This window comes from Pseudoalteromonas sp. Angola-7, assembly GCF_028599255.1.
Lineage (GTDB): Bacteria > Pseudomonadota > Gammaproteobacteria > Enterobacterales > Alteromonadaceae > Pseudoalteromonas > Pseudoalteromonas atlantica.
Genome location: NZ_JAQREL010000024.1, coordinates 23,179 through 36,940, shown reverse-complemented (window position 1 = coordinate 36,940; position 13,762 = coordinate 23,179). Strand labels below are relative to the sequence as shown.

The 13,762-nt window shown below is 42.9% G+C and carries 11 protein-coding genes and 1 pseudogene; 4 read left to right on the top strand and 8 right to left on the bottom strand.

Annotated elements, in window-relative coordinates:
- Window positions 1-152 precede the first annotated feature (152 nt).
- The 3 genes and pseudogenes from PSH50_RS20570 to PSH50_RS20560 all read left to right on the top strand — a co-directional run.
- On the top strand, window positions 153-533 hold the full coding sequence (locus PSH50_RS20570) for a hypothetical protein (RefSeq protein WP_273610040.1): 381 nt from the start codon (window positions 153-155) through the stop codon (window positions 531-533).
- 514 nt (window positions 534-1,047) lie between these two features.
- Entirely contained in the window at window positions 1,048-2,586 is a 1,539-nt protein-coding gene (locus PSH50_RS20565; protein WP_273610039.1) for a glucan biosynthesis protein, read from the top strand.
- 770 nt (window positions 2,587-3,356) lie between these two features.
- Window positions 3,357-3,851, top strand: a pseudogene (locus PSH50_RS20560) (YrbL family protein); the annotation flags it as partial.
- Window positions 3,852-3,962: 111 nt separating this feature from the next.
- Here the strand turns inward: PSH50_RS20560 and PSH50_RS20555 are convergent.
- From PSH50_RS20555 to PSH50_RS20525, 7 genes are all read right to left on the bottom strand, one after another.
- On the bottom strand, window positions 3,963-5,249 hold the full coding sequence (locus PSH50_RS20555; protein WP_273610038.1) for an allantoate amidohydrolase: 1,287 nt from the start codon (window positions 5,247-5,249) through the stop codon (window positions 3,963-3,965).
- Window positions 5,250-5,263: 14 nt separating this feature from the next.
- The gene (locus tag PSH50_RS20550; protein WP_273610037.1) at window positions 5,264-6,493 is read right to left on the bottom strand and encodes an alanine--glyoxylate aminotransferase family protein; all 1,230 of its coding nucleotides are present in this window, start codon (window positions 6,491-6,493) and stop codon (window positions 5,264-5,266) included.
- A gap of 3 nt (window positions 6,494-6,496) precedes the next feature.
- Window positions 6,497-7,321, bottom strand: coding sequence for a sulfite exporter TauE/SafE family protein (locus tag PSH50_RS20545; RefSeq protein ID WP_256845742.1), 825 nt, complete (start codon window positions 7,319-7,321; stop codon window positions 6,497-6,499).
- A complete protein-coding gene (locus tag PSH50_RS20540) occupies window positions 7,318-8,892 on the bottom strand; it encodes a gamma-glutamyltransferase family protein (RefSeq protein ID WP_273610036.1) in 1,575 nt (524 codons plus the stop codon). The genes PSH50_RS20545 and PSH50_RS20540 overlap by 4 nt, the downstream gene beginning before the upstream one ends.
- Window positions 8,889-10,097: an amidase family protein gene (locus PSH50_RS20535; protein WP_273610035.1), complete on the bottom strand. Its 1,209-nt coding sequence runs from the start codon at window positions 10,095-10,097 to the stop codon at window positions 8,889-8,891. Before PSH50_RS20535 ends, PSH50_RS20540 begins: the two co-directional genes overlap by 4 nt.
- 346 nt (window positions 10,098-10,443) lie before the next feature.
- Window positions 10,444-10,926, bottom strand: a complete 483-nt coding sequence (locus tag PSH50_RS20530) for a putative 4-hydroxy-4-methyl-2-oxoglutarate aldolase (protein WP_054981718.1) — start codon at window positions 10,924-10,926, stop codon at window positions 10,444-10,446.
- 3 nt (window positions 10,927-10,929) lie between these two features.
- On the bottom strand, window positions 10,930-11,583 hold the full coding sequence (locus PSH50_RS20525) for a TetR/AcrR family transcriptional regulator (RefSeq protein WP_024032802.1): 654 nt from the start codon (window positions 11,581-11,583) through the stop codon (window positions 10,930-10,932).
- Window positions 11,584-11,758: 175 nt separating this feature from the next.
- On the opposite strand from PSH50_RS20525, the gene yddG reads away from it, so the two are divergent.
- A complete protein-coding gene (gene yddG / locus PSH50_RS20520; protein WP_126009279.1) occupies window positions 11,759-12,679 on the top strand; it encodes an aromatic amino acid DMT transporter YddG in 921 nt (306 codons plus the stop codon).
- A gap of 20 nt (window positions 12,680-12,699) precedes the next feature.
- Here the strand turns inward: yddG and PSH50_RS20515 are convergent, their stop codons facing one another.
- Window positions 12,700-13,566 (bottom strand): alpha/beta fold hydrolase, encoded by an 867-nt coding sequence (locus PSH50_RS20515; protein ID WP_126009277.1) that lies wholly within the window; start codon window positions 13,564-13,566, stop codon window positions 12,700-12,702.
- Window positions 13,567-13,762 lie beyond the last annotated feature (196 nt).

Genomic DNA, 13,762 nt, shown 5'->3' with positions numbered 1-13,762 from the left:
ATGCTATGTTTATTCATGTTAGCCTCTGCTGTTTAGTTAATTGACAAACTAATTATGGCTCTGGCTTTGAATTAAGCTAACCCACGAAAAGCGGAGGCTAACACCGTGTGGGAGTCATTATGTCTATAACCCCGAAGAAGTTAGAGTGAACTATGACTACTTGTAAAAAGTGTAAAAGCAAAATTTTACCTAAGATGGTGAGCGCTGGTAAATCAACAGCTTATTTTTGCCCATTCTGCGGCGCTTCTCAAAGTAGGTTTGGTTTTAAAGAACTCTATATTCTATTCAATGCAATTTTATTACTGTGGTTTGCTGCTTTCTTCAATCATCATATAAGTGCTGGAAGTGTTACATGGTCATCCATGATGCAAAAATTAGCATTTTTGGTGCTTGGTTCTATTGTAAGCTTTATTTTCACTTTTTATAAAGTTTCAAAAAAACAAAAGGGCCACTGGAAACTTTATAATTCCTTGTCATTTCTAGTTATGGTTTTGTCTATTGCTCTTTCGGCATCTCAGGTATGGGGGTTATAACAAGGTTGCAAACGCAGGCAGAGTTAAACCAACTAAGTATAAGTTTTTTGCATTTTGGGGCTAACAACTGGTGGAAAGAAATAGCCAGCGGTATAACAAAATATCGAAAAGACATTAGTAAATAAGTGGCTGAACACCATACTAATTAGCTAATTTCATGAGGCTTTTACTAGTCAGGTATTTATACTAAGCGTAGCAGTGACGCATTGTTCAGCAGTTCGATTTTAAAGCACTAACTGGCTTTAACTAAGTAAAAGTTATATCAGCCGCATTTATTTAATACAGCTATTCAAACACAACTATTCAAACACAACTATTCAAACACAACTATTCAAACACAACTATTCAAACACAACCTCCCCCAAACACAGCTAAGCATAGAAGCTTCGCCAAATAACCTTATTTTAGTAAACGCGAGTTCATATTGCGGTGTGTAATATCTTTACAAGCATTTTAAGTTAGGCGTTCGTACTGGGCGCTTATTTTTAGACTCCCTTTATTAGAGATACTTTTTATGAAGTTAAAGTTATTTATTGCCGCTATTATTGCCTCCTCTGTGTCGTTACACGCGGCGCAAGCACAAGCAAGTGCTAAGTTTACTTTTGAAGATTTAAAAGCAATGGCAAAAGCCTCTGCCAAAAAGCCTTATACGCCTGTCGAAGTGCCAGCACCGGAGCTTATTGATAAAATTACCTACGATGAACACTGGAAAATACGCTTTAAAGAAGATGAAACCCTCTACCCAAATGGCAAAAAGGCACCGGTGCAATTATTTTACCCTGGGCGATATTTTCCTGAGCCGGTAAGTATTTTCATCAGAGATGATAAAAACAACGTTAAAGAACTGCCTTTTAATAATGCACTTTTTGATATGCCTGACGATAGCCCTGCCCACGACCTGCCAGAAGGGTTTGGGTTTGCAGGCTTTAGAATTATGCGCCCTGATATAAAACCAGATTGGATATCGTTTTTGGGGGCGTCTTATTTTAGAACTGATGGCCCTCAGGGGCAATATGGGTTGTCGGCTCGCGGTATTGCAATAAATACCGGTATGAGTGAGCCAGAAGAATTTCCACGCTTTTCGGCATTTTGGTTAGGCCCTGCAGAAAATAAAGGTGAAAGCATGTCTGTGTGGGCATTGCTTGAGGGGCCCTCTGTTACAGGTGCTTATCGGTTTGGTTTAAGTAAAGACAACAAAGAGGCCAAAGGGCATGTTACCTCTGTAAGTGCTAATTTGTATATGCGCGCCGATGTAGAGCGCTTAGGTATAGCGCCGCTAACCAGCATGTATTGGTACTCAGAAAAAGATAAAACAGTAGCGAAAGACTGGCGCCCAGAAATTCACGACAGCGATGGCTTAGCGATTCATACTGGGTCGGGCCAGTATATTTGGCGACCGTTAAATAATCCGCAGTCGGTGTCGACCAATAGCTTTATTGATGAAAACCCTAAAGGCTTTGGCTTAATCCAAAGAGACCGTGACTTTAATAACTACCAAGACGACGGCGTGTTTTACAATAAGCGTTCATCAGCGTGGATCAAGCCTACGGGTGATTGGGGGAGAGGCGCTGTGCAGCTAATCGAAATCCCAACCAAAGATGAAACGTTTGATAACATTGTTGCCTATTGGGTGCCTGAAAAAGAGGTACGTAAAGGCGATGAGTTTACCTTTTCTTATGATATTGAGTGGCGCCCACTCGATCCAAAATCAAAAAACCTAGCAAGTGTTGTTAATACTCGCCAAGGGCAGGGCGGAATTCCTGGCCAGCCTATACCTGAGGGCGTAAACAAAATGGTGATTGATTTTGAAGGGCCAGTGTTTAAAGGCCTAGATAGAGAAAGTGGCATAAAGCCTATTGTTGAAGCCAGTAACGGCGAAATACTTGAGCCAATTGGTGCTTACCCAATAGTGGGAACCAACCAATGGCGATTAGCGTTTGACTACAAACAGAGCAATAACGACCCCGTAAGCATACGCGCGTATTTGGTTGATAAAAACGAAGAGGCGATAACCGAAACATGGGTAAGTGATGCAAAAGTAACGATTGAGTAACTAAGCTAAGGTTTAATAGGCTTAAGTAAAAAAAATGGCTATATAGTTGTGCGGTATATAGCCATTAACATTCAAACCTTAGTAAGTATGTTGAATGGCCAAATAGACGAGAGATTACTTTCGATGCTTAAGTTTAGTCCAGCCAATTTTGATAATTACTACAGCAGAAATTATTAGCATTATTGAAAAAGTGTGTTGACCAAAAGCTTGAAAAACAAGCCATGCTGCAATAGTTATTAGTATGCAACCTATTAAAAATAAAATGTTTTTTAACATCCTATGTTCTCCATTTCCAAAATATCAAAGTATACGTATTCGTTTTTTATTAAGCTAATTATGAATGCTTATTATCAGGTCGAAGCGCGCTAATTAACAAAAGTATGGCTGCATACACTTTTGGTTTATTTAATTATAACCCAGCCTAGTGTGATACTTATTTCGTAAGGTTATTTTAGTCGCTTGTATACCCACTGCTTTCTTAATTTACCTTGATAAACCCTAATTAATAGTTAAAATGGCCGGCTTATTTAGCGAATGTACCTACTTTATTACTGACATAGTAATAAAAGCTGCATTAATAGATGTAAATACAAAGCGTGCAATTTTAAGGCGTGTTATTTACCTCGTTTTATACCAATCCTCAAAATAGGTTACTTAATTAAGCGAATTGGTATTTGTAAATTTACGTTAGGACGAAAATTGGTTTGATCTCATTGAACGACGATTTAATTGTAGGTAAAGGGACGCATAGAACGTGATACAGGCACCCTGAGGCACATAATTTATGTATAAAAGTAAGCCATGAAGGGTTTTCGCAAGAGCAAGACCAAGAGCTGGCTTATTATAAGCGACTTAGTAAACGAAATATTCAGTGGCAGTTGTTAGCGCGATACCATGGTACGGTACACACCAATATTGGCACAGGGTATGTGTTTGATTTAGTGATTGATGCAAATAATCAGCCGGCTAAAACGCTAGAATATTATTTAAATCAGCCAAATAGTGAAGCCTTAGCCGAGCCACTATTAAATTTAAAAGATTATTTATTACACAATTTAGTGATCACCAAAGAAATAAAACCACGCAATATAGCGTGTGTTAATAATAACGGCACCATTGAGCGGTGTGTTGTTGTTGATGATATTGGTAATACTGAGTTTTTTCCTATTAGTAATTACGTAAGCTCATCGGCTAAGCGTAAAATAAATAGAAAATGGCAGCGCTTTGAAGCGAGTTTAAATGAGCTTGGCTTAAGCCTTAATTAAGTTTTAAACACCGATTTTAAATACTGGCTTTAATTAATAACCGCAGCCCCGTTTAACACGCAGGGCTAAGATAACTGCACATAGCCTACCCTGCGGATACACAACCGTTAGTTACTTTTCTAACTCTTTTACATACAGCATGAGCGCGCTGTACATTACGCTAAGGGCTTTTGTTACATCCTCATCAATAACAGCTTCTGCGGGGTGATGGCTTATCCCGCCAGGGCTGCGTATAAATAGCATGCCCACAGGGCAAATAGGGGCAATAGCCATGGCATCATGCCCAGCGCCAGAGGCAAGTGAAGGCGAGGCTTGGTTATTCAATTTACAGGCACTGCTAAACAATTGCTGAATTTGAGTGTCGCACGCTACGGCGTCGGCCGCATGTGTCCATTGCCAATCAAGCGTTAAATTACGCGATGTTGCAATTTGATCGGCGCGGGTATGTATTGCATTAAGTAATACTGCTAGGTCGGCATCATTTTGAGCGCGTGCATCTAGGCTTATAGTCGTTTTTCCGGCAATAACGTTTGTAGCGCCTGGGCGAGCATGAATTTGCCCTACGGTGGCGACTTCACCATTACTCGCGTTTTTTGCTAGTTGCTCTATGGCAAGGGTAAGCTCGGCGCACCCAACTAACGAATCTTGGCGTAAGTTCATTGGCGTAGTGCCTGCATGGCCGCTTTGGCCTGATAGGGTGATCATAGCGCGTTTGGCGCCAGCAATAGCGGTTACTACGCCTAGCGCCTGATTTACCGATTCAAGCACTGGGCCTTGCTCTATGTGGGTTTCCCAATAACCGAGTAATTCGTTTTTGTTAAGGGCGGCTTTAGCGTAATCATCAGGGTTTAGGCCAAAATCAAGCATGGCTTGGCGCATACTAATGCCGTTTGTATCTTGTATATTTAACCACTGGGGGTCAAACTCGTTCGCCAGTGCTTTTGAGCCAATTAATGTGGTGGCAAAGCGGGTGCCTTCTTCATCACAAAAGCCCACTACATCTAAATGAAACGGTAAATCAAGCTTAAGCGTGTGTGCAAGGGCGGCTATTTCAATACCCAGTAATACCCCTAAAATACCATCAAATGCACCGGCGTTTGGTACGGTGTCTAGGTGTGAGCCAATAATTAAACGTTTAGCGTTTGGGTTGGATGATGCTAAGCGCCCCCATAAATTGCCGACTTCGTCTTGCCACGATTGCATGCCCGCCTCAGCCATCCATTCAGCAGTGACACGGTTACACTCTTTGTGCTCTTTAGATAAATACACACGGTGAATGCCACCTTGCATTTGCGATAGGCCACTGAGCGTTTTACAGCGCAATAACGCGCGCGCTGCAAATTTATTAGCCAGCTCACTGTTTAATAATGGCTCATGGAGGGGGCTTGCAATCGTCATGCTAAATCCTTTTTTTATTTATAATGGGCAAGGGCGGCAATAGCGGCTTCGCCTTTAGGGCCTTTATAGCCGTTGGCCTGTAAGCAGGCATCTAGGCTTGCCAATGTTTGTAATACGGCATCTTTACGGGCGTTGTAACCCATGGTGCCAATACGCCAAATTTTGCCATGCAGCGGGCCAAACGAGGTGCCAATTTCAATACCAAAGTCGGTTAGCATTTGAGCGCGTACGTGGTCAGCATTAATGCCCTCGGGTATATACACACCCACTACGTTGTTCATTTTATGGTTTAAGTCGCCAAATACGTTTAAGCCCAGCGCTTGAATACCCGTTAGCATGGCATCGCCGTGTAACTTGTGGCGGGCAACGCAGTTATCTACGCCTTCTTCAATAACAATGCGAGCACATTCTGATGCGCAATACAGCATGCTGGTGGCTTCGGTGTGGTGGTTAAGGCGCTCTTCGCCCCAGTAATTCATGATCATGCCTAAATCAAAGTAGTTTGAGCGTACAAATGGCTCGGTGCCGTCGGTATGCTGCGCGGTACGAATACCCGCTTCTACTTTTTTGCGTTTTTGGATCCAATCGGCGCATTTATCGCTCAGTGTTAAAGGGGCAGAGCCAGACGGGCCACCTAAACATTTTTGCAAACCAACCGAAAGCGCATCGAGTTTCCACTCATCGGCGGGTAAATCGTTACCTACAATTGATGCGGTGGCATCGCAGTAAAATAATACGTCGTGCTTTTGGCAAATATCGCCAATGTGTTCAAGCGGTTGGTTCATAGTTGTAGAGGTATCGCCCTGTACCATAGCAAGTACATGGGGTTTTACATCAACAATGGCTTTTTCTATTTGTTCGGGGGTAAATACCTCGCCCCACGGGACTTCTATGGTGTGTACTTTTGCGCCTACGCGCTCGGCTATTTCAGCAAGCAAATGGCCAAAGCGGCCCATAATGGGCACCAGTACTTTATCGCCTGGGCGTAAAATAGAGCACAAAACGGCTTCTATGCCTGCGCGTGATGTGCCATCAACTAACATGGTCCATTCGTTTTTGGTTTTAAAAATTTCGCGATAGCGGGCCATGGTTTCGTTCATAAAACCGGTCATTACTGGGTCGTATTGGCCAATTAGCTGCGCCGACATAGCACGTAGCACGCGTGGATCTGCATTTATTGGGCCTGGGCCCATGAGTAATCGCTGTGGCGGATTTAAAGTTTGAATTTGCGTGTCGCTAAACATGTTTTAGGCTCCCAGAGTCTGAATAAGCATACGAATGCCCGTTATCATTAATACAACGGCAAAGGCGCGTTTTAATTGTTTTTGATCTAGCTTGCTACCAATTTTTACGCCAATAGGGGCAAACAAAATAGTAAGCGGAATAATAAGTATAAAAGCAGGTAGGTTTACAAGGCCCCACGTGCCAAGCGGCGCATCGGAGGGTGTAGTACCAATACTTAATAAAGTAATAACGCCCGGTAACGCGATTAATAAGCCAAATACAGCAGCGGTGCCAACGGCAACATGAGCACGTACGTTAAACGCGTTTAGCATGGGTACGCCAATAGTGCCGCCACCTATGCCAATCATTACCGATAAACCACCTACAATACTTGCCATAATGCCTTGGCCAAATTTACCTGGTAATTTACTAACAAGGGCAGGCGCGCCGGCTCTAAATAACATGTTTAAACTTACTAAAATGGCAATACAGGCAAACATAAGTACCAACGCATTACCGCGTATAGAATGAGCTAAGTAGCTACATATAACGGCCATTACCAAAATAAACGGGGCCCAGTATTTAATTAAAGCAAGGTCGATATTGCCCTTAGCATGGTGCGAGCGAATCGACGAAATAGAAGTAGGCACTATGGTGGCAAGCGATGTCGCTGTGGCTATCATCATGGCCGACTCAGGGCTTACGCCAAAGCCTTGCAGTAAAAAGTACAGCACAGGCACAATTACTATGCCGCCGCCTACACCAAATAGGCCTGCTAAAATACCTGCAAAAATACCGGTTGCTATTAAGGCCGCTATAATCGGCCATTGATTTATTATTTCTGTCATTGTGTTCCTGCTGTAGTTACTGTTGCGCGACCATCTGAACGAGGATCGGTGGCTGCTTCAAGGCTGGTAGGCGTATCTAAAATGGCACCTGCATGACCCATCATTTCATTGTTATTATCAACGCTTACCCAGTCGTGGTCACGTTGATTTAATTCATGTTTAACTTGAATTACTAAGCTTTGCTCTACCTTTAAATTTGTGCTTGTATCGCCCCAGGTGCGCCCTAATAACCAACGCGGATCGCTTACTGCTTGGGTAATTGATTTATTACGCCATGCGTAACCACTAAATACAGCAGCTTGTGTTTGTGGTTGGCCTTCGCCGCCCATGGTGCCGTAGGCAAGGCGCCTACCATCGTCAAATTTTGCTAAAGCAGGGTTGAGTGTATGAGCCGGTTTTTTATGCGCTTTTAAGGCATTGGCATCGTTGCTATTTAAACTAAAACTTAAACCGCGGTTATTCCACACAAAGCCGCCTTCGCTCATCAAAATACCGCTACCAAACTCCCAATAAACACTTTGAATAAAGCTCACAAGTTGGCCGTTTTTATCCCGTGCGGCCATCCAAACGGTATCGCCTGGCTCTGCATTAAATGGCCATTGCTTGGCTTGGCTCATATCTATATTGCTGGCAAGCGCATTTAAGCGCTCATCAGTTAATGCGTTTTTATAATCATCGCCTAGCGCGTCTGGGTCTGCCCAAAGTGTAGGGCGGTGAGTAAAGCTTTGTTTGGTTGCCTCAACAATTAAGTGCATCCAATCGGCCTCTGTTTTGGCTAAATGTTTTAGTTTATTAACAGCGCCAATTATTTGCAGAGAATGCACGCCTTGCGTGGGGGCGGGTAAGTTATAACACTGTATGCCCGATAAATTAGCACTGAGCGGCGTTACTAAATCGGCCTGCGTATTGGCAATATCAGCGCGTGTAATTGCACTGCCTGCGGCAGCTAAATCGTTTGCAAACGACTCTGCTAAAGGGCCTTGGTAAAAGGCGTTTAAGCCATGCTCGGCTAAGTGCTCAAAGGTACTGGCAAGTTTTGGGTTTTTAAAATGTTGGCCCGCTTGCAACGGTTTACCATTAGGTATGTAAAGTTCTTTAAAGGCAGCGTTAGTGTTTGAAGCGGTAGCAAGCTTTTCGCAGCCTGCTTGCAAGCTTTTAGATACTGTAAAGCCATCGCGCGCGAGCTTTATGGCTGGGGCTAAAATAGTACTTAGCGAAAGAGCAGCGTGCTCATCTACCGAAAGGGCTTTTTGCCAGCCGCGTAATGTTGCAGCCTGAGTAAGCGCGCTTAAACCGCCGCGCTCTGGTATGTGTGGCTCATTGCTATAGGCGCTTATATCGTTTGGTGCGCGCCCGCAGGCATCAATGGCAGTGGGTATACTTTGGTTTGGGTTATCAATAAGCCAAAAACTGTCGCCGCCAATTGAGTTCATATGCGGATATACCACGCTAATAGCAGCCGCTGCCGCTACCATGGCTTCGGTGGCTGTACCGCCTTGTTTTAGTATTAAGGTGCCTGCCTCGGTTGCTGCAAAATGCGGGGCAGTAAAGGCAATGTTGTGTGTGCTCATGCAAGAGTGTCCTGTTTAAAGTGGGCAGCTAATTGTTGTACGCAGGCAAGTAGGCTTTTATCGTTGCCGTGGCTCATCATTAATGAAAACCCATACGGGTGGCCATTTTCTAAATTAGCCAATGGTAAGTGTACTTGCGCCGAGCGGCTCAAGCCCGCAATGGTCGATAAGGTGATTATTTGCATGCGTAAGGCGCTTGTGTCGGCGCCCAATTTAGGTGCAGTTGTGGGTGTGGTTGGCAAAAATAAACAACTGTTTTTGTTTAGGTTTTTAGCGATTAGTGTTTGCCATTGGGTTTGTACATTTAGTGCTTCTTGCTCTTCTTGAGCGGTTAGAGCAAGCGCCATGTTAAAACGTGCCGCAATTGCCGGAGCAAACTGGGGAAGTTGCCCTGGCAATTGAAGCCAATCTTTATGCGTTTTTGCGATTGCTCGCCCTTGCAGTATTCTAAAGCTGTCAGCCAGTTCGTTTAATAAGCTACTGTTAGGCAGTTCAAATTCTTTATGGTGTTTAAAATAAGGTTTGGTTTTTTCAAGCAATTGTTTAAGTGGGGCTTGTAAAACAGGGTCAACCAGCTCAAATAATGGCTCGCAAATAACTAAAGTATCAACGTTATTAATAGCTTGATTTGGTAACAGTACATTGCCTACATCGCTTAGCAGCTCTGCATTTTGCGTAAGCCAGCCAATGGTATCAAATGGGGGCGCTAGCGGTATTAGGCCATCTTTTTCAATTACGTTATGGCTTGGCCTTATACCAAATAAGCCACAATAACTTGCCGGTATTCTAATAGAGCCACCAGTATCAGTACCTAAGCCAATATCGGCTAAGTTAGCCGCCACAGCTGCAGCCGAGCCCATGCTTGAGCCGCCACTTGCATGGCCTTTAAGTTTTGGGTTTTGTGCTGCACCATAGTGAATGTTATTGCCCTCTAAGCTGTAGGCCAGCTCATCGGTATGGGTAAAGCCTGTAAAGCTACAACCTTCATTCATTAGTTTGTTTACGGCACTTGCTGTTTGCTGTGCAGGTTTTGCTGCTTTAAACCAGCTTGGGTTACCTGCGCTGTTGCGCTCGCCTTTAACAGCAAATACATCTTTTACCGCAAGGCGCTTATTTACAAGTGTGCCGTGGGTTTGTGTTTGCCATGCGTTAGGGCCATGGTCACAAAAAATACCGGTAAAATTATTATCTGTTTTGGTACTCATATCACCACTCGTTATAAAGTAAATCTGACCAACTGGTTATAATCAGATTTAGGGTGATTAAAAAGACGAATTAGTTATTATTATTTTTCAGCCCACTGCGTAACATCTTATTTTTATTTTACAGAGCCTGATCCGCTTTTTAATCGGTTAGCTATTATATTGCCTAAAAGCTAAGCAAAAGCAATGCCAAATGCAATAAAGCTGTCCGTTCGGTCAGGTTTTGTTTGGTTTGTATGGGGTTTAGCAGATATTTATAAAAATATAAGTATTAAAGAAGGTGTAATTTAGAGGTGAAAACACACCAAGTTGGTGCGTGTTTGCACCAACTTGGTTGCAAATGTGGCGTTTATAGTAATGCGTTAGGGCTAATAATTAAGCCATTTACATCGGCGTATAGCCAATCGTTAGGGTTAATTGTGGTACTAAGCATGGTCACTGTTTGGTTTTTATCTCCAAAGCCACGCTTTAATGTACTGCGCGGGGTTGAGCCAAGTGCCATAACCGGCAAATCCATTGTGGCAAGTATTTCAATATCGCGGCAACAGCCGTTAATAATCACGCCTTCCCAGCCGTTTTTTAACGCGCGCTCCGCCATAATATCGCCTATAAAAGCAAAGCGTTTGCTAGCAAAGCCATCAATAACCAGTACTTTACCCTTGCCATTTTCATGCAGTATGTCGGCGGCAAACGAGTTATCGTCTGGGCAGGTAACGGTAACTGCTTGGCCACTAAACGTGGTTTTTTTTCCAAAGTGGCGCAGGCCGCTGTCGGCAACTTGTACGCTATTGCGGTGATCGTCAAATAAGTCTGGGGTGGTAAAGTTATCCATGGGTTAAGCCTCACTGTGCTCAGGTATTTTTAAACCAATACCTTTTAAAATTATGTGGGCAGTTGATTGCGTTATTTGTGCCACATCGGTTTCGTCGTATTCTAATTTGTTCATTACGAGTAAAACCTCAGCTTGAAAGTCGGCGTAGTACTGTGTAGTTGACCAAATGGTAAATAATAAATGGTAAGGGTCAACATTATCCATTTTGTTTGCATCTATCCAGGCCTGAAACACGTCTACCTTTTGTTTTACCCACGGGCGTGTGTTGGTTCTAAAGTAGTTTTGCAAATAAGGAGCGCCGCGCAGTATTTCACTGGCAAATAAACGTGATTGCAGCGGCTGGTTTACGGCAAGTATGACTTTGCTTTTAATATAGTGATACAACACATGTGCAGGGTCGTCCTCAGGGGTTACGTTATCTAAGCCTAAGTTCCAGTGCGCGATAATGCGGTCTATTACGTTTTCGTATAGGCCGTCTTTGCTTTTAAAATAATATAAAATATTGGCCTTAGGAACGCCTGCTTCTTTGGCAACCATACTCATACTGGTGCCATCGTAACCAAGCTGAGAAAACAACTGCTCGGCGGCATCGAGTATTAATGTTTGGTTTTTTACTCGGGTGAGTTCTTTTTTATTTGGCTTTGTTTGTGTGCTCATTATGGCGATGCTGTTTTTAACGTGTTGAATGATTGTAACTTTATTGACCAAAAGGTCAAACACTTAAGTGCAGGCCAAAAACATCTTTATAACAATAAATGATGAGCAACAATTGTTTAACCCATTAATTACTGTTAGCGTAACGTCAAACATAAGTAGTACTTTTAGGTAGTTAATGGACTTTTTTTCTAATCATAAATACACGCTTTATGGCATTGCCGCTATTTTATTATGGAGTTGTTTAGTGGCTCTGCTCAGGGATGTTTCGGAGTTATTTGGCCCCATAGGTGGGGCGGCACTTATGTACAGTGTAAGCGCGCTGTTTTTAATTTTGGTAATGGGACGGCCCAAGTTTGCTGGGTTTAATAAGCGTTATATTATTTGGGGCACTGCTTTATTTGCACTTTACGAGGTGTGTTTAGCGCTGTTTGTAGGGCTTGCTAATAATCGCCACCAAGCGGTAGAAATGGCAGTTATAAATTATTTATGGCCCACACTTACCATTTTGCTCAGTATTATAGTTAACCGTAGTAAAGTAAGTATTTGGATTTACCCCGGTATGCTGCTCGCTTTTTTTGGTGTGGCTTGGTGCGTTGGTGGCGATAGCGGGTTATCTCTTAACAGTATTATGGGTAATTTTGCCAGTAACCCAACGGCTTACTTGTTGGCGTTTGTAGCACCTTTTATTTGGTCTGTTTACTGTGTAATTACTCAAAAAAATAGCAATGGGCAAAATGCCATTGTGCTGTTTTTTATCGCTACGGCACTAAGCTTATGGGTGTTGTATGGATTAAGTGACGAGCCAAAAATGACCTTTACACTGCACGCGACCGTAACGCTTGTGTTAGCTGGTGTGGTTGTTGGCAGCGGGTATGCTCTTTGGAACCAAGCTATTATTGGCGGTAACTTAATGTTGCTTGGTACGCTTTCGTATTTTACGCCGGTTTTTTCGGCGATTATTTCGGCGCTTTATTTATCAATTACCCTCAGTGCCTCGTTTTGGCAAGGAGTAATAATGGTAACTGGCGGCTCACTCGTATGCTATTTCGTAACGCGTGAAAAACCAGTTAAAAAGCAAATTAACGCCGTAAATTAACGGTGTAAACGCATCCTTTTTTAACTGTGTTTGTTTAGCCAGTTAAGCGCAAGTGGCCATAATCCGTCAGATTTTTTGCTAAAAAATTTCATATGGCCAATTTCCTTCAAACCATAGTCGTGTGGGTTTAAGGTTAGGGTTTGTGCTTTTAATTTAGGAAAAACCGAGAGCATATCGGCAACATTTGCATTGTTAGCAATATCGTCATCGGTAGCATTAACCCATATTGAGGGCATAGAAAGCGTGTTGTAACAGTGTTGAAATACGGTATCACCAAATGCTGATTGCACATACCCTTGGGCGTTACACCATTTTCGCCATTGTTTAGCTACGCCTTTAGGTAGGGGTTCGCCCATGCCAAACCACTGCGATTTAGTATGACCAAACAAGGCATTACTAAGGGGTATAACTCCATTCATAAAAAAGTGCGCTTTAACCTGGTACACTAAGCTCATATTAGTTAATTTACCTGACGAGCAAGCAAAATTAAACGCGGAGCTTAGCTCGTTAGCGTTATGCATTAGCCCCACTAATTGCCCGCCGGCGCTATGACCCACTAAATGATATTGCGTATTAGGAAATACCCTTTGCAAATGCTCAAGTACCGCAGGCATGTCTTGCTCACCCCAACTTTGTAAACTGGCTTTGCTTTTTTTAATACTGCGGTTAAGCGATTGGCCAATGCCACTGTTATCAAACGTAATAACGCCAAAGCCATGTTGCTGTAAGTAAGTAGCAAAGTTTGCATAAAACTGCTGCTTTATACCGGTTGCAGGGGCAATCATCACCGCACCTTTAATAGGGCTGGTGGGTGTAAATACACGGGCGCTTAGGGTTTGCCTGTTATTACAGGTAATAGTGGTGTGCTCAAAGTGTGGTGCGGTCATTAGAATTATTATTTCCCATATAAAGTACACAGGTAAAAACAATAGCTGGTTAGACCAGTTTCAGCAAGAGGGGAAAGCGTTGTTTATACCAACCCCATTAAATATGTGTTCTAAATTTTACGCCGAATAAACAATTCAGTTTAGGTGTAAATTGCTGTAAATAGTTGCTCACTTGACGCTAATTACAACAAAGAAA